Origin of the sequence: Streptomyces sp. NRRL S-244, from assembly GCF_000717915.1 — a bacterium.
Classification (GTDB): Bacteria; Actinomycetota; Actinomycetes; order Streptomycetales; family Streptomycetaceae; genus Streptomyces.
The window spans coordinates 52,983-78,950 of the sequence record NZ_JOCX01000013.1 but is presented as its reverse complement, the minus strand read 5'-3'; the positions used below and the strand labels follow the sequence as shown (position 1 = coordinate 78,950).

Sequence of the window (25,968 nt, the reverse complement as noted above, 5' to 3'; positions counted from 1 at the left end):
CCATGGGGCAACGCTAGGTCTTTCGCCGGGGCAGCCGATTGCCAGTTCTGCCTCTCGGACATACGTTTGAGGCAGAATCTGCCAAGGAGGAGCCGAGGAGGGGCCATGGACGCAGTCGATCTGCAGATCATCCGCGAATTGCAGGCCGACGGACGGCTGTCCAACCAGGACCTCGCCGACCGGGTACGGCTGTCCCCGTCGCCCTGTCTGCGCCGGGTGCGGCGCCTGGAGGAGGCCGGGCTGATCCGCGGTTACACGGCGATGGTCGACCAGGTCGCCTTCGGCCTGCCGATCACGGTCTTCGTCCGGATCCGCCTGGACCGCCACACGAAGGAGGCGGTCGCGGTCTTCGAGGGGCACGTCGCGCTCATCGAGCACATCCAGGACTGCTACCTGATGGCCGGAAGCAGCGACTACCTGCTCCGGGTGGTGATCGAGAGCCTGGAGGCGTACGAATCCCTCGTCCGCAACCGGATCCACGCCATCCCCGGCATCGCGTCGATCGAGTCGAGCTTCGCCTTCGGCAGCGTGAAGCAGTCCAGGGTCTATCCCGCCCCCACGTGAAAAGCGAGCGCGGAACGGGCCGCTGACGGGGGAGTTTCCCGCCAGTGTTACAAGATGGTGATCTTGATCTCGTGGCCGCGTGGTATGCAGGGCCGTGGCGTAGATTTGACCCGATGGCCGGCTTGCCGGGATCGACTGCTTGTCGTCGATCGGGGTTCGGGCCGGTGCGGTACACGGGGAGGGGCCATATGTTCCGCAATCAGGGCGGGCGTGTCTTGAAGCGGTCGCCGAGCACACGGGAAACCGGCGCAAGGGAAACGAGCGCACGGGAAACCGGCGCACGGGAAACGAGTGCACGGGAAAATCGGTTGCGCGACGCCCAATTGCGCGCTCACAGCCGCCGCTTGATACGCCGGCTGGCGCCACAGCTGCCGCTCAGCGTCACCACATTGTGTGAGCTGCTCGGCGAGGACCGCGGTACGCCGATCAGCCTGCTCGAATGGGATCTGCCTGCCGACGGTCCCTTCGGTGTCCTGATCTCGCGCCAGGACGAGGATGTGATCGCCTATCAGGCGAAGACCACCAAAGCGCACCAGGCGCACATCATCCTGCACGAGGTGGGGCACATCATCGCCTACGACATCGAGGGCGAGCGGCCGGCGGACATGCGGTTGCGGACGTGCTATTCGGACCGGGACGAGCGCGACGCCGAGATCATCGCCTCGACCATCATGAACCAGGCCATTTCCATGAGCCGGCGCGCGCGGCGCTACGGCCTCGACGAGCCGTGGCAGCCCTCGGTCTACAACAGCCTGGTCCTTACCGACGGGCTGACGTGAGCGCACTCAACCTGGTCGCCATCGTCACGCTTCTGGGCGGTGCGGCCTGGATGATCCCCGCACTCGTCCAGCAGCGCTTCCGTGACCCCATGCGCCTGCACCTCTTCCTGGCACTGTTCCTCATGGGGCTCGGGAACGTCTTGAGCCAGCCTCGAATCCTCATGTGGCTCGACGGCGTCACTCTCCCCGGTTTCACCAAAATCACCTTCAACGTGGCCGTTCTGACCGGCCTCTGCCTCATGGTCGCGTTCCTGCGCGAATGCCCGCTCACCGGCTGGCGTCCGCCGTGGCCGTGGGAGGTCGTCGCCTGCGCGATCTGCCTGACCGCGATGACCGCCATGACGGTGGCCCTCCCGTCCCCCCTGCGCAATCACGTGCTGACGTCCAGGTACCTCGTCGACTGGCGGGTGCGGACCTTCTACAATTTCGGCAATTTCTACCTGCTCTTCGGGTACGCGGCCTGCGCGGTGCTCGCCGCGCGCCATGCGCGCAAGGGGCGTTCCCTGCACCGGCTTTCGCTCAGTGTCATTTCCGTCGGCCTGGCCGCGCTGGCACTTTCCTGCGTATTCCGGTTCCTCTGGGTGAATCTGCCGACGCTGCGCGAGCCGGGGCGGAGGGTCACGTATGCCGATGCCTTCGGATTCGGCCAGATCGCCACGATCGTGGTGTGCGCGGGGCTGAGTCTGCCCGCCTTCGTGAGCGTGGTGCAGATGGTGCGGGAGAGGCTCGACTACCAGACCCAATTCTGCGGTCTGGAGGAGCTGTGGAACCGGCTGGTGGAAATCCACCCCGAGCTGGTTCTCGACCATCGCAGCCGCCGGCCCGGTTTCCTCCTCGCGAATGCCCCGGCCGTGTACCGGCGTTACGTGGAATGCCGGGACGGACTCACGAGGCTCGGCCCCTACCTGCAACTCGTGGCGGAGGAGGGGGCGGCGCCCGTGGCGGACGACGATCCGAGGACGTCCGCGGGTCTCGTGGACCGCGCGCTGTGCCGCTTCCTCGAACAGAACGGCCGGGACGACGGCCCGCCGACGGCGTCCGTGTTCGTACTGGCTCCCAAACTGCCGTGCAGCGCCGGGGGGACCGACTACGAGGAAGACCTCGGCGCGCTGGTCCGGCTCTCCCTCGAGCTGCGCGAACTGCGCGAGATGCGCAACCGGCGGGTGGCGGAGCCGGCGCCGGCGAGGCCTTAGGCGCTACGCGCCGTCGCGCTCCGACGGAGGGGCCGGGGTCTGCCGCGACGCGTCCAGCACGTCCATGATCGACAGCAGCTGGTCGCGCAGCTCCGGCGTGAACTGGCCCGCCCGCATCGCGATCGAGCGCACCTGCCGGTCGGCCAGGGCCGCCCATTCGTCCGGCAGCCCGGCGGTGCGCGCCGGCGGCTCCTCGTCGATGAGGGCGCTCACCGACACCGGCAGGCTCATGTCCCGGCCCTGGAAGTACGTGACGATCGCCGACAGCACGCTGACCGTGGGATTGGTCTGGGAGCCGTTGCGCAGCGCCGTCAGATAGCTCCGCGAGATCGTCACGCTGTGCCGCGGGTCCTCGGAGATCGTCTGGGCCACCTCGGACGTCGACGGCTCGCGCAGGCGGCCCACGGCATCCGCCGTGGCGGCGTCGGCAAACCAGGAGTTCAAGCGTTCCGCCAGCGTTGCCATGCGTCCGACCTCCGGGGCTCTCTGCGACGTGGGTTTGGTATGTGAGCACAGAGGTCTTCAGGCTCGACGAGGTTCCCATGTGCGCGCGCGCTCGCTTGTCATATCGGCGCTTGCGAAAAGTTTAACACATGTGACGTCGTCGAAGTCATGCTGCTACTATATTGGACGAGACGCCGATACAGACTTCTCTTGCCTTGTCATGTGGCGCTCGAACTGGAGGGGACATGCGCAGCGGTACTGCTTTCACTCAGGGGCTTCGCCAGGCCGTCGACAACGGCCCGGCATGGACGGTCGAGGCCGTCCGCCAGGTGCGTTACCACGTCGTCAGCTCCGACGGCCTCTTCTCGCCGGACAACACGGCCCTGCTGACCGGGTGCCCGGACGTGCCCATGAACCGGGGCGACCGGCGGCTCGTCGTCATCGACGAGAACGTCGATCTGCTCTACGGCGCCCAGGTGCGCGCCTACTTCGCCGCCCACGGGATCGATGCGACGGTCGTGGCCCTGCGGGCCGACGAGACCGTGAAGCAGTGGGACGCCGTTTCCCGGGTCGTCGACGCGATGAACAGCTTCGGGATCGACCGCCGCCGCGAGCCGGTCATCGCCATCGGCGGCGGCGTACTGACCGACATCGTCGGCTTCGCGGCCAGCCTCTACCGGCGCGGCACGCCGTACATCCGCATCCCCACGACGCTGATCGGCCTCGTGGACGCCGGAGTCGGGGTCAAGACCGGCGTCAACTACGAGCTCGGCAAGAACCGCCTGGGCACGTACGCCCCGGCGACGGTCACGTTCCTGGACCGGTCGTTCCTGCGCACCCTGCCGCTGCGGCACGTCAGCAACGGCCTCGCCGAGATCCTGAAGATGGCCCTCATCCGGTCCGAGGACCTGTTCAACCTGCTGGAGAGCCACGGCGCGGCCGTACGCGCCGACCGGCTCCAGGGGACGTCCCTGGAACTCGCCACGGCCTCGAACGCGATCATCGCCGAGTCCATCCACCTCATGCTGGAGGAACTCCAGCCCAACCTGTGGGAGTCGACGCTGGAGCGCTGCGTGGACTACGGCCACACCTTCAGCCCCACCCTGGAGATGCACGCGCTCCCCGAGCTGCTGCACGGAGAAGCCGTCGTGATCGACATGGCGCTGACGACGGCCCTGGCCACCCTGCGCGGCGATGTCAGCCAGGCGCAGGCCGAGCGCGTCTACGCCGTGATCCGGGCGCTCGGCCTGCCGCTGTGGAACGACGTGCTGCACGACACGGCGCTGCTGGAGGACGCCCTGCGGGACACCGTGCGCCACCGGGACGGCCAGCAGCGGCTGCCGCTGCCGATGGGCATCGGACGGCACCGCTTCGTCAACGACGTCACGCCCGCGGAACTGCGCGACGCCGCGCGGCTGCTGAGCGAGCACGCCGGGACGCAGGCCGGGGCCGCCGTGGCGCCCGTACGCGAGCGGGTCAGCGCATGACCGCGGACACGGCGGTGGTGGTCGGCGGATCGACCGGGATCGGCCGGGGCGTCGCCGATGCCTGGGCCGCCCAGGGCATCGAGACGCACGTGTTCAGCCGCAGCAGGCCGGCCGGCCCCGGCGCGGACCGGCTCGTGTGGCACCGGCTCGACTTCCGCGACGCCGAGCAGGCCAAGGAGGCGCTGCGGTCCGGACTGCCGTCGCGGGTCGGTCTGGTCTGCTACTCGGCCGTCTACTTCACCGCCCGGCGCGAGCCGTTCCTGGAGACCGACGACACCGACTGGACGGACCAGTTCGCCATCAACGTGCACGGCTTGGCGTGGACGCTGAAGGCGACCCTGCCCGCCCTGCGCGCGGCCGCGCCCGGACTGTTCCTGCACATCTCCTCCGAGGTGGTCTACAACGCCGGTCCGAACCGGTCGGGCTATGCCGCCACCAAGGCCGCGGCCAGCTCGCTCATCCAGTCGGTCGCCCAGGAGACCGACCCCTCGGGGGTGCGCCTCGTGCAGGCGCTGCCCGCCGGCATGGTCGACACCCCGGGCATCCGCGCCCGCCGGTCGCAGGACTTCGACTACAGCGGCTACATGGCCCCGGCCACCTTCGCGCCGTTGGCCGCCGAACTCGCCCGGAGCCGGGGTGCGGCCGAGCACGGCGAGGCCCTCGTCGTACACGCCGACGGCAGCTGGTCGTCCGTCGGCGACGGTGCGCCGGCATCCCAGTCGCGCCCCCTGGCCAACTCCCCCCGGTAGGAGCACCCCTTGCCACATCTGCACACGTCAGCGCTGCTGTTCGACATGGACGGCACGCTGGTCGATTCGACCGCGCTCGTCGAGTCCACCTGGGCCGGCTTCTGCGCCCGGCACGGACTGGCCCTGCCGGACGTCCTGGCCTACGCGCACGGCCGCCCCACCCGGGAGACCGTGGGCCGCTTCCTCCCCGATCCGGAGCTCGCGGCCGCGGAGACCCGGCGGCTCGTCGCGCACGAGGAGTCGCAGACCACCGGGATCACCGCGATACCGGGCGCGGCCGAGCTCCTCGCCGCCCTGCCGCCGGACGCCTGGGCCGTCGTGACCTCGGCCGGCCGCAGGCTCGCCGAGGTGCGACTCGCCGCCGCGGGACTTCCACTGCCCGAGGTCATGGTGACCGCGGACGACGTGGCCCACGGCAAGCCCCACCCCGAGGGCTACCTGCGGGCCGCCGCCGCGCTGGGGGTCGAAGCGGCCGCCACGGTCGTGTTCGAGGACTCCGGTGCCGGTGTCCTGGCGGGGCTGGAGAGCGGCGCACGCACCGTCGTCATCGGCGGCCTGACCACGTACGACGACGCGGCGGAACGATACGCCGACTTCCGCGGGTTCCGGGTCGCCGAGCCGGAGTCCGGGTCCGCGTCCGCGTCCGGGTCCGCGTCCGGGACCGAGTCCGGGGCCGGGACCGGCTCCGCAGCCGTCGTCCTGACCGTTCCCGAGCCGGTCACCGCCCGTACGGGGGGCGCGCGGTGACCGACACCCCGGCAGTGGCCCGTACGCCACACGTCGCCGCGGCCACGCTCGCGGCGGACGTCGGCGGCACCTGGACGCGGCTGCGGGTCGGCGGAGCGCAGGCGCCCGTGGAGCGGCTGCGCTCGCCCGGCAGGCTCAACCAGCCGGGCCGGTCCGTCGCCGAACTGCGGGAGGACATGGTCGGCCTGCTCTGCCGGGCGGCGCCTCCCGGCGCCCGGGCGGCGCTCTCCTTCGGCGCGGCCATCGACCACCTGACCGGCACGGTGTACGGATCGGCGCCGCTGTGGGGAGCGGAGGCCGCACCGTACGACCTCGCGGCGGCGCTGCGCCGGCGCCGTCCCGACGTCACGTGGAACCTGGTCAACGACGTCACCGCCGCCCTCGCGGACTTCGCCGCCGGGCACGCCCGGCCCGGCACCCGGCGCATCGGGTACCTGACCATCAGCAGCGGCATCGCGCTGCGCGTCGCCGACTGGGACCGCAGGCACATTCCGGTCGACGACCGGGGGCTGCAAGGCGAGATCGGCCATCTCCCGGCCATGGTCACCGGTTCCGTGCCCGAGCGCTCGGGGCTGCCGTGCGACTGCGGAGCACCCGGCCACCTCGCCTCGATCGCCTCCGGTCCCGGCATCGCCCGGCTCGCCGAACGGCTGGGCCTCGGCGCGGGTTCCGAACTCCCGGAATGGCTCCCCGAAGCGCTCGCGGCAGGGGACCCCGGCGCGCGGCGGCTGCTCGAACTGTGCGTGGAACCGGTCGCGAACATGCTCCGCACCCTGTGGTGCCTCGACCCGCACCTCGACCTGCTGGGGCTGGGCGGGGGAGTGGTCGAGGGGCTCGGCGCCCCCTACGCCGAGGAGCTGCGCCGGCAGCTCGCCGCCCCGGCCTCCTACGCCGACCGCGGCCGGGACGCGGCGTGGCTCGCCGACCGGCTGGTGTTCTGTGGCCCCGGCACGGTCGACGCGCTGCGGGGCGCCGAGCGCATCGGGGAGTGGCTGCCGGGGATCGTCCCGTGAGCGCGGCCACCCACCGCGTGCTGCGGCGCCTGGCCCCGGACGCCCGGGGCCGCACCCGCGTCGAGGTCGCCGAGGTGCCGACCCCGCGCCTCGCACCGGGTGACGCCCTGCTGGCTCCGGCCGTCGCCGGGATCTGCGGCACCGACTGGCAGATCCTGCGCGGGCTGCGGCCCGACGCGAGCCCCGTTCTGGGACACGAAGGCGTGGCCCGCCTGGTGGAGCCGGGGGACTCCGGACTGCCGGCGGGCTCGCTCGTGACCGTGAACCCGACCCACCCCGACGACCCCTCGTTCCTGCTGGGGCACAACCTGCCGGGCCTGTGGGCCGAACGCACCCGGATCCCCGCCACCGCCGTACGCGCGGGACTGGTGCTGCCGGTGCCGGACGGCGCGGACCGGCCGCGGGTGGCCGCACTGGCCGAGCCGCTGGCCTCCGTCCTGTACGGCCTGCGCACGGCCCTGCGTACGACACGCCCCGCAGCCCTGGTGGTGTGGGGCGACGGGATCGTCGGACGGCTGGCCCGCGATGCCTGGCAGCGCGAACTCCCCGGGCTGCCCACGCTCCTGGTGGGTCACGGACCCGAAGCCGTCCACCCCCTGGACCGGGGCCTGCCGCAGGCGCTCGCGGCGCTGCCCTCACCGGTCGCCGCGGTGATCGCCACGCCGCGCACCGGGACGCGGGAAGCGCTGTCCGCCCTGGACCGCCACGTGCGGGGCACGCTGCTGGTCGACGTGCACGCGGGCCTGCCCTCCGGCCCCGTCCCGCTGTCCGCGGGCGGCATCGACGTCGCGGCCCTGCGCGCGGACAACTGCGGGGGCAGGCCCTGGCCGCCGCGGGTGCACCGCTTCGACCGGCCGGCCGGACCCCTGCTGCTGCACGGCCACCGCGGGGTGTCGGGGGAGCACCTGCGGCAGGCGGTCGGCCTCCTCATGGCGCGGGGAGGCGAAGCACCCCTGGGCGCGGAGGTACTGACCCACGAGGTGGACCTGGCGGGCGCGGCCGACCTGGTCAACTCGCTGCTGGCTTCGGGCGGCCGCGTCGCCGACGGGCGGCGGGTGCTCAAGGCCGCCATCCGGATCGGCGGACGGCCGTGACGGCCGTGGCGGCCGCGACCACCGGGCTCGCGGTCGCCGCGCCGCAGTGGCGGATCAGCACCGACCGGCGGGCGGCGGCGCGCGTTGCCATGGCGGCCGGATCCGACCTGCTGCACCTCGACTTCGGAGGGGCCCACCGCGGCCCCCTGCTCAGCGACCCCGCCGAGCTGCGCGCGGCCGAGGCGATCGCCGAGGACATCCCGGTCCCCGTCCTCGCGGTCAACCACGTCAACGACATCGGACTGGCGGACGAGCGCGGAACCGCCGAGCCGGCGGCGCTCGCCGTACTGGACCGGGCCCTGGACTGCGCACTGCGCCTGGGGGCGCAGGTGCTCCACGTCCCGGGATTCCGGCGGAGCCTGCCGAGGACCGAGCGGCTGAGGGCCGGTACGGCCGACGCCCTACGCACCCTGGGCGAGCGCGTCGCGGAGGCGGGCCTCACGCTCGCGTACGAGTCGCCCCTCGGCCCCCGCGACTCGCTCGCCCTCGCCCGCGCGGTGGACAGCCCGGCCCTGCGCCTGGTGCTGGACACCGGCAACCTCCAGGAGGCCGGGGAGGACCCTCTGGCCTTCGCCCGGGAGGTGGCGGCGTACGGGCTGCTCCTGCCGGACCTGCACGTGAAGGACCCCGCCCCCGCCCCCGCCGCAGGCGGAGCCGCGCCGCCGCCCGGCTCCGCCTTCCACGCACTGCCCGCCCTGCTGCGGCAGTGCGCCGTCCGCTCCGTACTGGTGGAGAACGACTACCGGCAGGCGCCGGACCGTCTGCGCGAGGACGTCACGCTCTGCCGCAACGCGGCCGGGCCCAGCCCCATATGAGGACGCACGATGAAATCCATTCAGCTCACCGGCCCCCGCACCCTGTCGGTCGCGGAGGTCGACCCGCCCGAACCGGGCCCCGGGGAGGTCCTGGTCCGGGTGCGTCTGCTGGGCCTGTGCGGAACCGACCTCGGTTTCTACGACGGCACCAGCAACTATCTCCGCGACGGCCTGAAGCGCTACCCCTTCGTCCCGGGGCACGAGTGGCTGGGCACGGTGGTCGGCCTCGGCGCCGGCGTGGACCCGGCCCTGTCGGGACAGCGGGTCTCGGGGCACAACTTCCGCGCCTGCGGCCGGTGTCCGCAGTGCCGGGAAGGCCGTATCCGCTACTGTCCGGACCGCAGTGAGATCGGTGTGCTCGGCGACCGTCCGGGCGCCGGCTCGCAGGTGATCGCCGTACCGGTGGACACCCTGACCCGGATACCCGACGGGCTCTCTGACGAGGCGGGAGCCCTGCTGGAGCCGACCGCCGCCGCGGTCCACGCGCTGGACCGGCTGGAGGTGGGCGACCGCGACCGCGTCGCCGTCCTCGGGGCGGGCACGCTGGGGCTGGCGGCGGCCCAGGTCGCGCGGGCTCTGGGCGCCGACCCCGTCGTGTTCGACCCGCAGCCGGGCGCCCGGGAGTTGGCGGGCCGCCTCGGACTGCGCGCCTCGGCGGCACCCGCCGACGCGGACGAGGGGGCGTACGAGGCCGTGATCGAGGCGTCCGGCAGCACGGCCGCCGTCCGTGCGGCCGTCGGGCTGGTCGCGCCCGGCGGACGGGTGGCCCAGCTCGGGACCCCGCACCACGCCGTCGACGGATTCGACGCGGCGGCCCTGGTGATCCGGGACGTCACGGTCCACGGCGTCCTGTCCGGCATCGGCTACTGGGACCGGCTCGTGGCCCTCGTGGAGCGGGGCGCGGTGGATCTGGACGCCCTCGTCGACCGGGTCTTCCTGCTCGGCGAACTGGACGCCGCTTACGCCCGCTTGGCGGACGGCACGCGCGGCCGGCCCAAGGTCCTGGTGCGGCTCGGTCCGGACGCCGGTGCCGGCGCCGAGGCGGGCCGATGAGCCGTACGGCCGCGCCCGCGCCCGCGGCGGCCGGGCGGATCGACGCACCCACCGCGGCACGACTGGCCGTGCTCGCCGGGGCCGCGTTCGTGTACGTCACCTTCGAGGTCTTCCCGGTCGGGCTCATCACGGACATCGCTGCCGACCTCGAGGTCACGGCCGCTCAGGTCGGGCTGCTCATCAGCGGATACGCCGTGGTCGCCGCCGTGGTCACGGTGCCGACCGTGGCGCTCGCCGCGCGCGTCTCGCGCGGCACGGCCCTGATGGTCTCGCTCGGGGTCCTGGTCGTCGCGGAGGTGCTCGCCGCCGCTTCGACCGGGTTCGCCATGATGGCCGTCAGCCGGGTCGCCGCGGCGCTGACCCACGGGGTGCTGTGGTCGCTGATCGCCCCGGCGGCCGCGGCCCTGGTACCGCGTGAGCACGTGGGAACCGCCACCGCCGCGGTGTTCGGCGGTGCGTCGCTCGCGGCGATCGTGGGCAGTCCCGGTACGGCGCTCGTCGGCGGGATGATCGGCTGGCGGGCCACCGCTCTGGTGCTGGCGGCCGCCACGGTGGCGGTGACGTACGCGCTCACCTGGGCCCTGCGGCCGCGGCGGACCGGCCCCACGCGAACGCAGGACGCCCCGGACGCGGCCCCGTCCGCTCCCGCGTCCGCGTCCGCGGAAGAGGGCCGGGTGGACTGGCCCGCGGTCCTGACCCTGTGCGGCGTCGCGGTGGTGCTCGTCACCGCGCACTTCCTCAGCTACACGTACTTCGCCCTCATCGTCACCGAGGTCACCGGTGCTCCGGGCGCGGTCGTCGTGCTGCTGGCGGCCTTCGGTGTCGCGGGGGCCGCAGGGACCTACCTCATCGGCCGGCACAACGACCGCGCCCCGCAGCGCGCGGCGACCGTGACCATGGCGGCGTTCGCGGCCGGAGTGGGCCTCCTGGCCCTCGCGTTCGTACCGGCTCCGCGTGCGGTGCAGTACGCCGTCGTCGGCGTCGCCGTCGCCGTGTGGGGCGGGGCGTTCGCCGCCGCCGGGCCGGTGTTCCAGACGGCGGTCATGCGCCTGGCGGCACGGGACGCCGACCGGGCCTCCTCGGTCTACGTCACCGGTTTCCAGATCGGGATCGCCGGCGGATCCGCACTGGGCGCCGCGCTTCTCGGCCGGTCGGCCGCCTGGCTGCCGACGGTGTCGCTCGTGCTCGCGGCGGTGGTCCTGGCCGTCGTTTTCGTGCGTCGGCCGGTCCCAGCGCTCTCTTAGTGCTCAAGCTGCTTGTATATGAGACAGCTGACTACTAGAGTCATCCCGAGGCTTTGAAAACGGCTTTGTGTACGCCGATTCCTCCGACCTCCTCCCACCGCTGCCCGCTGCTCACGAGAGGCAATTCATGCGGTCCCGTATGGCTGTATTGATCCTGGCCATCTTCTGCGTCGGCACCGCCGAACTCGCGCCCAGCGGAATGCTGGGCGACCTGGCCGCAGACCTGTCGGTGACCATCCCCACCGCCGGCCTCCTCGTCACGGTCTACGCGCTGACCGTGGTCGTCGGAGGGCCGATCGTCACCGCCGTCTCCACCCGCATCCGCCGCAAGTACCTGCTCGTGGCGCTGCTCCTGGTCTCCGTCGCCGGCAACGTCGTCTCCAGCCTGGCGCCCACCTTCGACCTCCTGGTCGTCGGCCGCATGCTGACCGCCGTCATCCACGGCACCTTCCTCGCCGTCTGCGTCGTCACCGCGGGCGGCATGGCCGCCGAAGGACGCGAGGGCTCCGCCGTCGCGGCCACCCAGCTCGGCGTCAACCTGGCGACGGTGCTCGGCGTGCCCCTCGGCACCCTGGTCGCCCAACAGCTGAACTGGCGCGCCACCTTCGGCAGCGTCGCCGTACTCGCCCTGGTCGCCGCGGCCCTGATCCTGCTGGTGATCCCGGACGACGGGCGCACGGCCGGCTCATCGGCCGCGCACGAGCTGAGGGTGTTCAAGGACTGGCAGGTGGTCGGCACCGTCCTGGCCACCGTCCTGTGCTCCGGCGGCATGTTCACGCTGATCACGTACATGGTGCCGCTGCTCACCGACGTCGGGCACTTCCCCTCGGCCTGGGTTCCCGTCGTGCTCGTCGCCTACGGTCTGGGGTCCATCGCGGGCAACACCATCGGCGGCAGGTCCGCGAACCGGTCCGCCGACGCGGCCGTCTTCCGCCAGTCCTGGACGCTCGCCGCCGTGTGCCTCCTGTACTGGTTCGCCGCCCCCTCGGCGATCGGCACGGCCGTGTTCCTGATCCTGTTCTCGATGGCCACCTTCGCCCTGATCCCCGGACTCCAGGCCAAGGTCCTCTCCGCCGCGGCGGACGCGCCGACGCTGTCCCTCACCGTCAACATGTCCGCGTTCGGCCTCGGCGCCGCGCTCGGCTCCTGGGCCGGCGGACAGGTCATCGACCAGGGCTTCGGCACCCGCGCCGTGACGATCGGCGCCGCCGCGTTCACCGCCCTCGGCGCCCTGCTGCTCACCCAGACCGTGCGTGCCGCCCGCCGCCGCCCGAAGGCCGTCGGCGCCGAGACCGCCACCGCCGCGTCGGCCTCCTGAACCGCGTCCACCGAACGAGAGAGCCAGCCAGCCCCATGTCCAGCAGCCTCGCCCCGCCCGCCAGACCCAAGCTCCCTTCGCTGACGGGACTGCGGTTCATCGCCGCCGCCCTGGTCTTCTTCTTCCACGCCTCCCTGATCTTCATCTCGATGAACCCGTTCGCCGACGAGGGCGTCGCCGACGGCTTCCGCTGGCTGTTCAGCAAGGCCGGCTGGATGGGGGTCTCGTTCTTCTTCGTGCTCAGCGGGTTCGTGCTGACCTGGTCGGCCAAGCCGAACGACACGATCACGGGGTTCTGGCGGCGGCGCCTGCTGAAGATCTTCCCCAACCACATCGCCACGTGGGCGCTGACCATCGTGCTGTTCGCCGGAACGGCCGTCCCGCTGAAGGTCTGGCTGCCGAACCTCTTCCTGATCCAGTCGTGGTTCCCCGACCCGGCCGTCCACATGGGGCTCAACACCCCTTCCTGTCCCGCCGGTGCGGATGTTCGAGTTCGTGCTCGGCATGATCCTGGCCCGGCTCGTACTGGCCGGGGCGTTCCCCCGGATCCGGATCCTCCCGGCCGCCGTGCTGTGCGTGGTCGGCTACGCCGTGGCGCTGGCGGTGCCGTTCCTGTACGGGCTCAACGTCGCGACCATCGTCCCCGTAGCGCTGCTGATCTGCGCGGTGGCCCGGGCCGACGTCGAAGGCACACCGACGGTGCTGCGCGGCCGCACGATGCGGTGGCTCGGCGAGGTCTCCTTCGGCTTCTACCTCGCCCAGCAGATCGTCCTGTCCTTCGCCCGCACGACGCTGATGGAGCACCGGACGTACGCGACCCCGACCGGCATCGCCGTCGTGGCCGCCGAGTTCGCCGGTGCGCTCGCCCTCGGCTGGCTGCTCCTGGTCTGCGTGGAACGTCCGGCGATGCGCCGCTGGGCCCGCCCCCGCCGCCGGGACCGGGAGCAGGAGGCTCCCGCCGAGGCCCCGCCGCAGCGCCCGCTGACCCACGTCTCCTGAAAGGTCCTCGCTCCCATGACCTCGCCTTCCCCGACCGCCGCCCCGAGCGCGGCTCCCGGGCCTTCCAGATCCAAGCTCCCCTCGCTGACGGGGCTGCGCTTCATCGCCGCCGCCCTGGTCTTCTTCTTCCACGCGACCTTCAGCGACCCGCCCATGAACCCGTTCGCCGACCAGGGCTGGGAGGAAGGATTCCGCTGGCTGTTCAGCAAGGCCGGCTGGATGGGGGTCTCGTTCTTCTTCGTGCTCAGCGGATTCGTGCTGACCTGGTCGGCCAAGCCGAACGACACGATCACGGGGTTCTGGCGCCGGCGCCTGCTGAAGATCTTCCCCAACCACATCGTGATGTGGGCGCTCGCCATGGTGCTGTTCGCCGGCGCGATGACCCCGCTGTCCGCGTGGCTGCCGAACCTCTTCCTGATCCACTCCTGGTTCCCGCAGCACGCCACCTTCATCAGCGTGAATCCGCCGAGCTGGTCGCTCTGCTCCGAGCTGCTCTTCTACCTGCTCTTCCCGCCGGTGCGGATGTTCGAGTTCGTGCTCGGCATGATCCTGGCCCGGCTCGTACTGGCCGGGGCGTTCCCCCGGATCCGGATCCTCCCGGCCGCCGCGCTGTGCGTGGTCGGCTACGCCGTGGCGCTGGCGGTGCCGTTCCTGTACGGGCTCAACGTCGCGACCATCGTCCCCGTCGCGCTGCTGATCTGCGCGGTGGCCCGGGCCGACGTCGAAGGCGCGCCGACCGTACTGCGCGGCCGCACCATGCAGTGGCTCGGCGAGGTCTCCTTCGGCTTCTACCTCGCCCAGTACGTGGTGATGTATTTCGGCCGCACGGCCCTGATGGACGAGAAGCTCTTCGCACCCCTGCCCGGCGTCCTGGTCCTCCTCGGCTTCTTCCTCGCCACCCTGCTGGTCGGCTGGCTGCTCCTGGTGTGCGTGGAACGCCCCGTCATGCGGCGGTGGGCCCGCCCGGCTCCGCGCCGTTCGGCCGCGGCCGAACCCGCCCGGGAAGAGCGGGAGCCCGCTCCCGCCCTGCGCTGAAGGGCGCTTCATCCCGCTTCCCTGTCCCTTTTCCTCCTTTCCCCTTTCCCCCAACGATTTCCACATCACCACTTCGCATCCTGAGGAGCGTCCATGCCCACGATCGACGTCAATGGCACCCCCGTCCGGTACACCGCCGAGGGCAGCGGCCCGGGCCTGCTGTTCGTGCACGGTACGGGCGGTCACGGCGAGGCCCAGTTCGGGCACATCCGCGAGCACTTCACCGACCGCCACACCGTCATCACCCCCGACTGCTCGGGCAGCGGCCGGACCCCGCTGCACGCGGACGAGCTGAGCCTGGACGAGCTGGTGGAGCAGGCGATCGGCGCGGCCCGCGCGGTCACCGACGAGCCCTTCGACATCGTCGGCTTCTCCCTCGGTGCGGTCGTCGCGGCCGCCGCCGCGGCCAAGCACCCCGAACTCGTGCGCCGCCTCGTGGTCATCAACGGCTGGGCCCGCAACGACGACCCGCGCCAGCAGCTGGCCACCGACCTGTGGCGGCGGCTCCCGGCCGTCGACGAGGAGGCCTTCGCCGCGTACAGCGCGCTGCTGATCTTCTCGCCGCCCTTCCTCGCCGGCTTCGGCAGCGAGGGCGTCAAGGCCACCGTCGCCGGGATCAAGGCCGAGGAGTGGACGCTGCAGCAGATCGAGCTCGACCACCACGTCGACATCACCGACCGGCTCCCCGCCATCACCGCCCCCACCCTGGTGATCGGCTCCACCCGGGACGTACTCATCCCCGTGGAGCACTCGCGGGAACTGCACGCGGCCGTCGCGGGCAGCGAGTACGCGGAGCTGGAGAGCGGCCACATGGTCATCTTCGAGAAGACGGCCGAACTCGTCGAGCTGCTCACCGGATTCCTCGACCGGGACTGACCGGGCCGTTCGTCTCCGCGGGGCCGGAGCGGGGGTTCCACCGGCCCGCCCGCTCCGGCCCGCCCGCTCCGGCCGGCACGGCCCCGCCCCCGCTCCCCTTCCCGCCTCCAGCTCCCGCCTTACGCCTTCCTCCGGAGAGACACCTTGTCCACGACCGCGGAACCTGCCGCGATACCGACGGAGCACGCCACCGAGCCCCACCGGGCCGTGCACGGCCGGCTCCCTTCCCTGACCGGCCTGCGGTTCTTCGCTGCCCTGCTGGTGTTCGGCTACCACTCCTCGCTCGCCCTGCCCGCGCTCAATCCGTTCGCCTCGAAGGACGTCGCCGACGGATACCGGTGGCTGTTCAGCAACGCGGGATGGGCCGGGGTGAGCTTCTTCTTCATCCTCAGCGGATTCGTGCTGACCTGGTCGGCACGGCCCGGCGACCCGGCCCGGCAGTTCTGGCGCCGGCGCTTCTTCAAGGTCTACCCGAACCACCTGGTCACCTGGGTGCTCGCCCTGGCACTGCTCGCCGGAGCCACCACCCAGTGGTGGCAGGCCGTGCCGAACCTGTTCCTCGTCCACGCCTGGATCCCGGAGTTCTCCGTCTTCCTCGGTGTGAACCCGCCCAGTTGGTCGCTCGCCTGCGAGCTCTTCTTCTACCTCTGCTTCCCGCTGTTCCTGCGCTGGATCAAGAGGATCCCGTCGGACCGGCTGTGGCACTGGGCCGCCGGGACCGCCGCCGCGGTGATCGCCGTACCGACCCTCGCCTACCTGGTGCTGCCGGTGAACCCGCCGATGCCCGAGGGCTCCGCGGCCTCCGTCTGGCAGTACTGGAGCGTGTACATGCTCCCGCCCGTACGCGCCCTGGACTTCGTCCTCGGGATGCTGATGGCGCGCATCGTCGTCACCGGCCGGCGCTTCGGCGTCAAGCCGCTGCCCGCCGCGCTCGCCTGCGTGGCGGCGTACGCCCTGTCCCTCCACGTCCCGTGGCTGTACGCACTCGACGCGGTCTTCGTCGTCCCCATGGCCCTGTTGATCCCGGCGGTCGCCCTCAAGGACGTCTCCGGCCGCCCCTCGGTGCTGCGCAGCCGGCCGCTGATCTGGCTCGGCGAAGTCTCCTTCGCCTTCTACATGGTCCATCTCATCCTGCTCAACGTCGTACGTGAACTCCTCGGCCCCGAGAAGTTCTTCGGCACCGCCGCCGGCATCGGCGTACTGGTGCTCGAGGCACTGGCGACCCTCGTCGTGGCTTGGCTGCTGTACGTGGCCGTGGAAAAGCCGGCGATGCGCCACCTGGGGCGGACCCGAAAGGCAGTCACCACATGAAAGCCGCCGTCATGAAGGCCGTCGTCATCAACAGCTACGGGCCGCCGGAGGTGCTCGCCGTCTCCGAGACGCGGACCCCGCGGCCGGGGCCGGGCGAGATCCTCGTCCGGGTGGCCGCCGCCGCGGTGAACCCGGTGGACCTGGCCGTGCGCCGGGGCGACATCCCCTCCCCGGTCCTGCCGGCCGTCGTCGGCTGGGACGTCTCCGGCACCGTCGTCGCGGCGGGCTCCGCGACCACCCGCTTCGTCCCGGGTGACCGGGTGGTCGCCGTACGGTCACCGCTGTCCGACGGAGCCGGAGTATCGGCCGAGTACGTCGCCCTGGACGAGGCGCTCGCCGCCCCCGCGCCCGTGAACGTACCGCTGGAGCACGCCGCCGCCCTTCCGCTGGCCGCCCTCACCGCCGAGCAGGCCCTGACGAGGCTCGGTCCCGATTTCTCCGGGCGCCTCCTGGTGAGCGGTGCCGCGGGCGCGGTGGGGGGCTTCGCCGTCCAGCTGGCGGCCCTGCGCGGCCTGCGCCCGGCCGGCCTCGCCCGCGCGGGCGACGCGCGGACCCTGGTGGACCTGGGGGCCGCCGAGGTCCACACGGACACGGACGAGCTGCCCGCCGGCGCGTTCGACGCGGTCATCGATGCGGCGGGGCGACCGGAGACGATCGCGGCGGTGCGCGACGGAGGACGCTTCCTCTCGCTGACCCCCTTCGCCGTACCCGAGGCCGAGCGGGGCATCGACGTGGAGGTCTACGGCGTGCGGATCGACGGGGCCATGCTCGACGGCCTGGCCCGCCGCGTGGAGGAAGGGCACCTGACGCTGCGCATCGCCGACGTCCTGCCGTTCGAGCAGGCGTCCCGGGCGCACGCCGCCCTCGAAGCGGGCGGCACCCGCGGCAAGATCCTCCTGACACCGGAGAGCTGACTGACGGGCGTACGCGCCGAAGGGCCCCGGGCCGCCGTTGCCGGCGGTCCGGGGCCCTTTCTCGGCTGGAGCCGGATGACCGCCCCTAACTCTGCGTGACTATTGGTGACAGCTGTAGGCCTCTGTGATTCCCAGGCTGTGTGACCTGCGTTGGATGTCCGCATTTGCCCTGGCTTTGCGCGTGAACAAGATCACTCTCCGCGAAGCATTGCGCATGGATGTCAGGACCCGGGGCAGGCGGCCGGATCGTGTCGGTGCAACCGGCAGGGGGATTCAGAGGACGAAAGGCAATACGCAACGTGACCGCAGCACAACAGAGCATCCATGTGGGCGGAGAGTGGCGCGCAGCCCTCTCCGGCGCCACGCGCGAGATCATCGACCCCGTCGACGCGACCGCCTTCGCGGTCGTGGCGGAGGGCGGCGTCCAGGACACCGACGAAGCCGTGGCCGCGGCACGGGCCGCGTTCGACGACGGCGCCTGGCCGCGTACGCCGGTCGCCGAGCGGGCCGCCCTGCTCCGGCGGGTCGCCGCCCTGCTGGAGCGCGACCGCGAGCGGATCGGCGCCCTGGAGAGCCAGGACGCGGGCAAGACCCTGGAAGAGGGCCGCGTCGACGTCGACTGCGTCCGCGACGCCTTCCTCTACTTCGCCGCCCTCGTCGAGAACGAGAACGGCGGACGGGTCGTCGACGCCGGCTCGGACGAGATCCGCAGTGTCGTCGTGCACGAGCCGGTCGGGGTCTGCGCCCTGATCACGCCGTGGAACTACCCGCTGCTCCAGGCCAGCTGGAAGATCGCGCCCGCCCTCGCCGCCGGCAACACGTTCGTGATCAAGCCCAGTGAGATCACCCCGCTGACCACGGTCGTGCTGATCGAACTGCTGCTGGAGGCCGGACTTCCGCTCGGCGCGGCCAACATCGTCACCGGTCCCGGCGGCACCGTCGGCGCCCGGCTCGCCGAACACCCCGACGTCGACCTCATCTCGTTCACGGGCGGTCTCGTCAGCGGCACGAAGGTCGCCAGGGCGGCTGCCGACAGCGTGAAGAAGGTCGCCCTCGAACTGGGCGGCAAGAACCCCAACGTCGTGTTCGCCGACTCCTGTTCGACGCCCGAAGCGTTCGACACCGCCGTCGACCAGGCACTCAACGCCGCCTTCATCCACAGCGGCCAGGTCTGCTCCGCCGGCTCCCGCCTCATCGTCGAGGAGCCGCTGCGCGACCGCTTCGTCGCCGAGCTCGCCCGCCGGGCACAGCTGATCCGCCTGGGGCGCGGCACCGACGAGGGCGTCGAGTGCGGTCCGCTCGTCTCCGGGGCCCAGTTGGCACGGACCGAGGAGTACGTCGCCTCCGCCCTCGCCGAGGGCGCGGTCCTGCGTGCGGGCGGCGAGAAGCCGGCCGGTCCCGGCTACTTCTTCCGGCCCACGGTCCTGGACCGGTGCCACCGCGGCATGCGCGTCGTCCGCGAGGAGGTCTTCGGCCCCGTCCTCACCGTGGAGACCTTCCGCACCGAGGAAGAGGCCGTCGCCCTCGCCAACGACACCGAGTACGGACTCGCCGGAGCGGTGTGGACCTCCGACGGGGACCGCGCCCGGCGGGTCGCGGCCCGGCTGCGCCACGGCACCGTCTGGATCAACGACTTCCACCCCTACCTGCCGCAGGCGGAATGGGGCGGCTTCGGAAAGTCCGGCATCGGCCGCGAACTGGGCCCCGGCGGCCTCGGCGAATACCGCGAGGCCAAGCACATCTACCAGAACCTCGCCCCGCGCCCCGTGCGCTGGTTCGCGGGCGCGACGGAGAAGGACCAGGCATGAACGACGAGCACCTGTACGACTACGTCGTCGTCGGCGGCGGCACCGCGGGTTCCGTGATCGCCTCCCGGCTGACCGAGGACCCGGACGTCAGCGTCGCCGTCATCGAGGGCGGCCCCAGTGACGTCGGCCGCGACGACGTCCTCACCCTGCGCCGCTGGATGGGACTGCTCGGCGGCGAGCTGGACTACGACTACCCCACCACCGAGCAGCCCCGGGGCAACTCGCACATCCGCCACAGCCGCGCGCGGGTGCTGGGCGGCTGTTCCTCGCACAACACCCTCATCGCGTTCAAGCCCCTCCCCTCCGACTGGGACGAGTGGGCGCAGGCCGGTGCCGAGGGGTGGGACGCGGCCGCCATGGACCCCTACTTCGCCCGGCTGCGCAACAACATCGTCCCCGTCGACGAGGCCGACCGGAACGCGATCGCCCGGGACTTCGTCGACGCGGCGCAGACCGCGCTCGGCGTACCGCGCGTCGAGGGCTTCAACAGGGCCCCCTTCCACGAGGGCGCCGGCTTCTTCGACCTCGCCTACCACCCGGAGAACAACAAGCGGTCCTCCGCCTCGGTCGCGTACCTGCACCCGTTCCTGGACCGGCCGAACCTGCACATCGCCCTGGAGACCTGGGCGTTCCGGCTGGAGCTGGAGGGCACCCGCGCCACCGGCGTGCACATCCGTACGAAGGAGGGCGCGGAACACGTCGTACGCGCCCGGCGCGAGGTCCTGGTGTGCGCCGGGGCAGTGGACACCCCGCGCCTGCTCCTGCACTCCGGCATCGGGCCGCGCGCCGACCTGGAGAAGCTCGGCATTCCCGTCGTGCACGACCTGCCGGGCGTCGGCGAGAACCTGCTCGACCACCCCGAGTCGGTCATCGTGTGGGAGACCCACGGCCCGATCCCGGAGAACTCCGCGATGGACTCCGACGCCGGGCTGTTCGTCCGCCGGGACCCGGAGGCCGAAGGCCCGGACCTGATGTTCCACTTCTACCAGATCCCCTTCACCGACAACCCCGAGCGCCTGGGCTACGAACGGCCCGCGCACGGCGTGTCGATGACCCCGAACATCCCCAAGCCGCGCAGCCGCGGCCGGCTCTACCTGACGAGCGCCGACCCCGAGGACAAGCCCGCCCTCGACTTCCGGTACTTCACCGACGAGGACGACTACGACGGCCGGACCCTCGTCGACGGGATTCGCATCGCCCGGCGGATCGCGGAGAGCGAACCGCTGGCCGGATGGCTCAAGCGCGAGGTCTGCCCCGGGCCCGAGATGACCTCCGACGAGGAACTCGGCGCGTACGCCCGCCACGTCGCGCACACCGTCTACCACCCGGCCGGGACCTGCCGGATGGGGGCCGCCGACGACGAACTCGCCGTCGTCGCGCCCGACCTGAGGATCCGGGGCCTCGACGGCATCCGGATCGCCGACGCGTCCGTTTTCCCCACCATGACCGCCGTGAACCCGATGATCGGCGTCCTCATGGTCGGCGAGAAATGCGCCGACCTGCTGGGAGGCACCCCCCGATGAACACTCCGAACACTCCGCCGCACACCACGGCGGCCACCGCGCCGCAGACACCCGCGGAACCCGTCTTCTCCGTACGCGAGCTGTGGAAGGTCTTCGGCCCGAAGGCCGACCGCGTGCCCGCCGACAAGGAGCTCGCCTCCCTCGACGCCGCCGAGCTGCGCGAGCGCACCGGCTGCACCGCCGCCGTCCGCGACGTCTCCTTCGACGTCCGCAAGGGCGAGGTCTTCGTCGTCATGGGCCTGTCCGGCTCCGGCAAGTCGACGCTCGTACGCTGCCTGACCCGGCTCATCGAGCCGACCTCGGGAACGATCTCCATCGACGGAGAGGACGTGCTGTCCATGGACACCGGCCGGCTCCGCGAGCTGCGCCGGCACCGCGCGGCGATGGTCTTCCAGCACTTCGGGCTGCTGCCGCACCGGACGGTGCTCGACAACATCGCCTACGGACTGGAGATCCAGGGCGTGGGACGCGGCGAACGGCGCGAGCGGGCGGCGGAGTTCGTCACCAAGGTCGGCCTGGACGGCATGGAGCACCGCAGGCCGAGCCAGCTGTCCGGCGGCCAGCAGCAGCGCGTGGGCCTTGCCCGCGCACTCGCCGTGGACCCCGAAGTCCTGCTGTTCGACGAGCCGTTCAGCGCGCTGGACCCGCTCATCCGACGGGACATGCAGGAGGAGGTCGTACGCCTGCACCAGGAGGAGGGACGCACCATGGTCTTCATCACCCACGACCTGAGCGAGGCGCTGAAGCTCGGCGACCGCATCGCGCTCATGCGCGACGGCCGGATCGTGCAGCTCGGCACGCCGGAGGAGATCGTGGGCGCCCCCGCCGACGACTACGTCAGGGACTTCGTCCGGGACGTGCCGCGCGAGCAGGTGCTGACCGTCCGCTCGGCGATGCGCCCCGCCCTCGCCGGCGAGCGCGAGGCAGGCCCCGCGCTCGACCCCGGTGCCACCGTCCACGAGGCCATCGAGGCCGTCGCCCGTACGGGCGAGAACGCGCGGGTCGTCGAAGACGGCCGGTGCCTCGGTGTGGTCGACCACGCGGGACTCCTCGGTGTCGTCGCCGGGGTCCCGGCCGCGACGGGAAAGGCGGTGGCCTGATGTACGCCCATACCACCTGGCCGCCGCCGGGCGGCACGACCGGCTCCCACGCCGGGCGGTGGGGCCGATGACCGCCACCGCCACCACCCCTGCCACCACGGACTCCACCACCGCCTCCCACGCCGGGCCCGGTGCGCTGCGCGCCCTCGCGCGCCACCGCGGCCGGCTGATCGCCGCGGGCGCGGCCCTCGCACTCGGCCTCGGCTGCCTGCTCCTGGGCGGCGGCAGCTGGCCGGCGTCGCTCGCCGTCGACCTGTCCGGGCCGCTCGACCGCGCCAGCGACTGGATCATCGACAACCGGGACGGCCACCCGCTCTTCCTCTACTTCCTCGGGCACGTCAGCAACCTCGTGGTCGTGTCCGTCCGCGCGGTGTACCTGCTGCTGCTCGCCCTCGGCTGGGCAGGCGTCACCGCCGCCGCCGGGCTGGTGGCCTGGCGGGTCGCGGGCGTGCGCCTCGCGCTGACCTCCGTCGCCGCCTTTGCCGTGTGCGGACTGCTCGGCATGTGGGTGCCCACCCTCCAGACGCTCGCCCTGATGGTGGTCGCCGTCGCCGCGTCCGTACTGCTCGGAGGCCTCCTCGGGCTCGCCGCAGGCCTGTCGGGCCGCATGCACCGCATCCTGCGGCCCGTGCTGGACACCATGCAGGTGCTGCCGGCCTTCGCGTACCTCCTGCCCGTCGTCCTGGTCTTCGGCATCGGCGTGCCCGCCGCCGTCCTCGCCACCGTCGTCTACGCCGCCCCGCCCATGGCCCGCCTGACCGCGCTCGGGCTGCGCGGCGCGGACGCCGGGGTCGTGGAGGCCGCCACGTCCCTCGGCGCCACCGGCAGGCAGCGGCTGCTGACCGCCCGGCTGCCGCTGGCCCGCAAGGAACTGCTGCTCGGCGTCAACCAGTCGATCATGATGGCGCTGGGGATGGCCGTGATCGCGTCCGTCATCGGCGCGGGCGGCCTCGGCGACCGCGTCTACCAGGCGCTGGCCTCCGTAGACGTCGGCGCCGCGCTCGCCGCCGGTGTGCCGATCGTGCTGCTCGCCATCGTCCTGGACCGGGTCACCGCCGCGGCGGGGGAGCGGATCGGCGCGGCCGAGGCCGGCCCGTCCCGGCTCGGCTGGGCCGTCGCGGCCGCGGTGACCGCCGCCGTCGCGCTCGGGGGGCGCCTGACCGGCCGGCTCTCCTGGCCCGACGGGTGGACGGTGGACGTCGCCGAACCCGTCAACCGGGCGGTCGACTGGATGACCGGCCACCTCTACTCCGGCGTGCCCCTCGTCGGCGGCACCGCCGACTGGGCCGCGCACTTCACCACTTGGGTCCTCAACCCGCTGCGCCACGGCCTGCAATGGCTGCCCTGGTGGGCGGTCCTGCTGACCGTGGGCGCCCTCGCGCTGCTCATCGGCACCTGGCGCACCGCCGCGACCGCCGTCCTCGCCATGGCCGCGATCGGCGTGCTGGGCGTCTGGGACCCGGCGCTCGACACGCTGTCCCAGGTGCTGGCCGCCGTCGCCGTGACGCTGCTGCTCGGCTTCGCGCTCGGGGTCGCCGCGGCCCGCAGCACCCGACTGGGACGCGCCCTGCGTCCGGTCCTCGACGTCTTCCAGACGATGCCCCAGTTCGTGTACCTGATCCCCGTCGTCGCCCTGTTCGGTGTGGGCCGCGCCCCGGCGGTCGCCGCCGCCGTGGTGTACGCGCTGCCCGCGGTGGTCCGGATCACGGCCCAGGGAGTGCGCGCCGTGGACCCCGCAGCGCTGGAGTCCTCGCGCTCGCTGGGTGCCACCGGGCGGCAGCAGCTGTTCCAGGTCCAGCTGCCACTGGCCCGGCCCGCGCTGCTGCTGGCCGTCAACCAGGGCGTGGTGCTGGTCCTCGCCGTGGTCGTGATCGGCGGTCTCGTGGGCGGCGGGGCGCTCGGCTACGACGCGGTCTTCGGTCTCGCCCAGGGCGACCTGGCGACCGGTCTGGTCGCCGGTGCGGCGATCGTCTGCCTCGGCCTGATGCTCGACCGCGTCACCCAGCCCACGCAACGCCGCGATCTCGCCGGAAAGGGGGCCTGAGATGGCTCGCACTCGCCTCGCCGCACTCGCGGCCGCCGTCAGCGCCACCGTCGCCCTGACGGCCCTCACCGGCTGCGGAGCCGCGGACATGACCCGCCAGGCTTCCCCGTACGCCGACGCCAAGGGCTCCCGCACGGTGACCCTGTCCGTGCAGTCGTGGGTGGGCGCGCAGGCCAACGTCGCCGTCGCCCAGTACCTGCTGGAGCACGAGCTCGGCTACCGGGTGGACACGGTCCAGATCGACGAGGTACCCGCCTGGGACGCGCTCAGCCAGGGCCGGGTGGACGCCATCCTGGAGGACTGGGGCCACCCGGAGCAGGAGAAGCGGTACGTCGACGACAAGGCGACGATCAAGCGGGGCGGCGATCTCGGGGTGACCGGCCACATCGGCTGGTTCGTGCCGACGTACTTCGCCGAGCAGCACCCGGACGTCACCGACTGGAAGAACCTCAACAAGTACGCGAACGACTTCCGTACGGCGGAGAGCGGCGGCAAGGGCCAGTTGCTGGACGGCTCCCCGTCGTACGTGACGAACGACAAGGCGCTCGTGAAGAACCTGGGCCTGGACTACCAGGTCGTGTTCGCGGGCTCGGAGGCGGCGCAGATCACGCAGATCAGGCAGTTCGCCAAGGAGAAGAAGCCGTTCCTGAGCTACTGGTACAAGCCCCAGTGGCTGTTCGAGAGGGTCCCGATGACGGAGGTGAAACTGCCCGCCCACGAGGAGGGCTGCGACGCCGACCCGGAGAAGGTGGCCTGCGCGTACCCGCACACCCCGCTGCAGAAGTTCCTCAACGCCCGCTTCGCGGACGGCGGGGGCGACGCCGCCGCCTTCCTGAAGAAGTTCCGCTGGACGACCGAGATGCAGAACGACGTCGCCCTGATGATCGCGGAGGAGAAGCTGGCGCCCCAGGAGGCGGCGGCCCGCTGGGTGAAGGAGAACGAGGCCACCTGGCGGACCTGGATCCCGTCCTGACGCGGGAGCGGCCCGGGAGTCCGGTCACGCGCCACGGTCACGCGCAACGGCCACGCGCCACGGTCACGCGTACGAGGCCGCCAGCTCGCTGCTGCGGTCGCGAGCGGCTTCCAGGGCCGCCATCAAGGCGGCCCGTACGCCGTGCCGTTCCAGCTCCCGCACCGCGCTGATGGTGGTACCGGCCGGCGAGGTGACCGCCTCACGGAGCTTGACCGGGTGAGTACCGGAGTCGCGCAGCATGACCGAGGCGCCCACGGAGCTGCGGACGACGAGCTCGTGGGCCTTGTCCCTCGGAAGCCCCAGCAGGACGCCCGCGTCGGTCATCGCCTCGACGAGGAAGTAGAAGTAGGCGGGTCCCGACCCCGAGAGGGCGGTCGCGGCGTCCTGCTGGGCCTCCGGCACGGTGAGGGTGTGGCCGACGCCGCGGAACAGCTCCGCGGCCTGCTCCACGTGCTGCTGCGAGGCGTGGCTGCCGCCGGAGAGGACGGTCATCCCCTCGTCGACCAGCACCGCCGTGTTGGGCATCGCCCGGACCACCGCGACGCCGGCCGGGACCCGTTCCTCGAAGAAGGCCGTGGTGAGCCCGGCCGCCACGCTGATCAGCAGGGTCCCGGGGGCGACCGCGGGGGCGATCTCCGCCAGCAGCGCGCCCATGTCCTGCGGCTTCACCGCGAGGATCAGCACATCGGCCCACGCGGCGGCCTCCGTGTTGCCCAGCGCCGCGATCCCGTGGCGCGCCTCGATCTCGGCGGCCCGCTTCTTGCGGCGGCAGGTGACCCCGAGCGCCCGCGCCGGCCAGCCGGAGCGCAGCAGGCCGCCGAGGAGCGCCTCACCCATCTTGCCCGCGCCGAGCACGGCGACCTTGGACGTCATGACTTGCTCCCT

24 protein-coding genes and 1 pseudogene are annotated in these 25,968 nt (G+C 72.3%); 23 read left to right on the top strand and 2 right to left on the bottom strand.

Annotated elements, in window-relative coordinates:
* Positions 1-105: 105 nt before the first annotated feature.
* The 3 genes from IF02_RS0118140 to IF02_RS0118130 all read left to right on the top strand — a co-directional run bounded on the left by IF02_RS0118140 (position 106) and on the right by IF02_RS0118130 (position 2,536).
* Positions 106-564, top strand: coding sequence for an Lrp/AsnC family transcriptional regulator (locus IF02_RS0118140; RefSeq protein ID WP_030158173.1), 459 nt, complete (start codon positions 106-108; stop codon positions 562-564).
* 188 nt (positions 565-752) lie between these two features.
* Entirely contained in the window at positions 753-1,343 is a 591-nt protein-coding gene (locus tag IF02_RS0118135) for a hypothetical protein (protein WP_234318252.1), read from the top strand.
* Positions 1,340-2,536, top strand: a complete 1,197-nt coding sequence (locus tag IF02_RS0118130) for an MAB_1171c family putative transporter (protein ID WP_106977302.1) — start codon at positions 1,340-1,342, stop codon at positions 2,534-2,536. Before IF02_RS0118135 ends, IF02_RS0118130 begins: the two co-directional genes overlap by 4 nt.
* Positions 2,537-2,539: 3 nt before the next feature.
* Here the strand turns inward: IF02_RS0118130 and IF02_RS0118125 are convergent, their stop codons facing one another.
* A complete protein-coding gene (locus tag IF02_RS0118125; RefSeq protein WP_051696326.1) occupies positions 2,540-3,001 on the bottom strand; it encodes a hypothetical protein in 462 nt (153 codons plus the stop codon).
* Between the two features lie 224 nt (positions 3,002-3,225).
* Between IF02_RS0118125 and IF02_RS0118120 the strand changes: the two genes are divergently transcribed.
* From IF02_RS0118120 to IF02_RS0118030, 20 genes and pseudogenes are all read left to right on the top strand, one after another.
* A complete protein-coding gene (locus IF02_RS0118120; protein ID WP_051696325.1) occupies positions 3,226-4,467 on the top strand; it encodes a sedoheptulose 7-phosphate cyclase in 1,242 nt (413 codons plus the stop codon).
* Positions 4,464-5,216 carry an SDR family NAD(P)-dependent oxidoreductase gene (locus IF02_RS0118115; protein WP_030158163.1) on the top strand — a complete coding sequence of 251 codons (753 nt, stop codon included), beginning with the start codon at positions 4,464-4,466 and terminating at the stop codon, positions 5,214-5,216. The genes IF02_RS0118120 and IF02_RS0118115 overlap by 4 nt, the downstream gene beginning before the upstream one ends.
* A 9-nt stretch (positions 5,217-5,225) precedes the next feature.
* Positions 5,226-5,963 (top strand): HAD-IA family hydrolase, encoded by a 738-nt coding sequence (locus IF02_RS0118110; protein ID WP_078622159.1) that lies wholly within the window; start codon positions 5,226-5,228, stop codon positions 5,961-5,963.
* Positions 5,960-6,976, top strand: coding sequence for an ROK family protein (locus IF02_RS0118105; RefSeq protein WP_234318251.1), 1,017 nt, complete (start codon positions 5,960-5,962; stop codon positions 6,974-6,976). The genes IF02_RS0118110 and IF02_RS0118105 overlap by 4 nt, the downstream gene beginning before the upstream one ends.
* Positions 6,973-8,070 carry an alcohol dehydrogenase catalytic domain-containing protein gene (locus tag IF02_RS0118100; protein WP_030158158.1) on the top strand — a complete coding sequence of 366 codons (1,098 nt, stop codon included), beginning with the start codon at positions 6,973-6,975 and terminating at the stop codon, positions 8,068-8,070. The genes IF02_RS0118105 and IF02_RS0118100 overlap by 4 nt, the downstream gene beginning before the upstream one ends.
* Positions 8,067-8,885, top strand: a complete 819-nt coding sequence (locus IF02_RS0118095; RefSeq protein WP_030158156.1) for a sugar phosphate isomerase/epimerase family protein — start codon at positions 8,067-8,069, stop codon at positions 8,883-8,885. The genes IF02_RS0118100 and IF02_RS0118095 overlap by 4 nt, the downstream gene beginning before the upstream one ends.
* A gap of 9 nt (positions 8,886-8,894) precedes the next feature.
* Complete coding sequence (locus tag IF02_RS0118090; protein WP_030158154.1) at positions 8,895-9,938, top strand: zinc-dependent alcohol dehydrogenase; 1,044 nt, start codon at positions 8,895-8,897, stop codon at positions 9,936-9,938.
* Entirely contained in the window at positions 9,935-11,182 is a 1,248-nt protein-coding gene (locus IF02_RS0118085) for an MFS transporter (RefSeq protein ID WP_051696324.1), read from the top strand. The genes IF02_RS0118090 and IF02_RS0118085 overlap by 4 nt, the downstream gene beginning before the upstream one ends.
* A 139-nt stretch (positions 11,183-11,321) precedes the next feature.
* Positions 11,322-12,500: an MFS transporter gene (locus IF02_RS0118080; protein ID WP_030158150.1), complete on the top strand. Its 1,179-nt coding sequence runs from the start codon at positions 11,322-11,324 to the stop codon at positions 12,498-12,500.
* Between the two features lie 35 nt (positions 12,501-12,535).
* Positions 12,536-12,862: pseudogene (locus tag IF02_RS36225) on the top strand (acyltransferase family protein); the annotation flags it as partial.
* A gap of 121 nt (positions 12,863-12,983) precedes the next feature.
* Positions 12,984-13,499 (top strand): acyltransferase family protein, encoded by a 516-nt coding sequence (locus IF02_RS35185; RefSeq protein ID WP_051696322.1) that lies wholly within the window; start codon positions 12,984-12,986, stop codon positions 13,497-13,499.
* 15 nt (positions 13,500-13,514) lie between these two features.
* Positions 13,515-14,534 carry an acyltransferase family protein gene (locus IF02_RS0118070; RefSeq protein ID WP_037836538.1) on the top strand — a complete coding sequence of 340 codons (1,020 nt, stop codon included), beginning with the start codon at positions 13,515-13,517 and terminating at the stop codon, positions 14,532-14,534.
* Positions 14,535-14,627: 93 nt separating this feature from the next.
* Entirely contained in the window at positions 14,628-15,410 is a 783-nt protein-coding gene (locus IF02_RS0118065; protein WP_030158148.1) for an alpha/beta fold hydrolase, read from the top strand.
* A gap of 144 nt (positions 15,411-15,554) precedes the next feature.
* A complete protein-coding gene (locus IF02_RS0118060) occupies positions 15,555-16,721 on the top strand; it encodes an acyltransferase family protein (protein WP_051696321.1) in 1,167 nt (388 codons plus the stop codon).
* A complete protein-coding gene (locus tag IF02_RS0118055; protein WP_078622157.1) occupies positions 16,718-17,635 on the top strand; it encodes an NADP-dependent oxidoreductase in 918 nt (305 codons plus the stop codon). Before IF02_RS0118060 ends, IF02_RS0118055 begins: the two co-directional genes overlap by 4 nt.
* Before the next feature lie 299 nt (positions 17,636-17,934).
* On the top strand, positions 17,935-19,443 hold the full coding sequence (locus IF02_RS0118050; RefSeq protein ID WP_030158145.1) for an aldehyde dehydrogenase family protein: 1,509 nt from the start codon (positions 17,935-17,937) through the stop codon (positions 19,441-19,443).
* Positions 19,440-20,966: a GMC family oxidoreductase gene (locus tag IF02_RS0118045; RefSeq protein ID WP_030158143.1), complete on the top strand. Its 1,527-nt coding sequence runs from the start codon at positions 19,440-19,442 to the stop codon at positions 20,964-20,966. Before IF02_RS0118050 ends, IF02_RS0118045 begins: the two co-directional genes overlap by 4 nt.
* Positions 20,963-22,066: a quaternary amine ABC transporter ATP-binding protein gene (locus tag IF02_RS0118040; protein ID WP_030158140.1), complete on the top strand. Its 1,104-nt coding sequence runs from the start codon at positions 20,963-20,965 to the stop codon at positions 22,064-22,066. Before IF02_RS0118045 ends, IF02_RS0118040 begins: the two co-directional genes overlap by 4 nt.
* A 67-nt stretch (positions 22,067-22,133) precedes the next feature.
* Positions 22,134-24,110, top strand: coding sequence for an ABC transporter permease (locus IF02_RS0118035; protein ID WP_030158138.1), 1,977 nt, complete (start codon positions 22,134-22,136; stop codon positions 24,108-24,110).
* 1 nt (position 24,111) lies between these two features.
* On the top strand, positions 24,112-25,083 hold the full coding sequence (locus IF02_RS0118030) for an ABC transporter substrate-binding protein (protein ID WP_030158136.1): 972 nt from the start codon (positions 24,112-24,114) through the stop codon (positions 25,081-25,083).
* A gap of 63 nt (positions 25,084-25,146) precedes the next feature.
* Here the strand turns inward: IF02_RS0118030 and proC are convergent, their stop codons facing one another.
* The gene (proC, locus tag IF02_RS0118025) at positions 25,147-25,956 is read right to left on the bottom strand and encodes a pyrroline-5-carboxylate reductase (RefSeq protein WP_030158134.1); all 810 of its coding nucleotides are present in this window, start codon (positions 25,954-25,956) and stop codon (positions 25,147-25,149) included.
* Positions 25,957-25,968 lie beyond the last annotated feature (12 nt).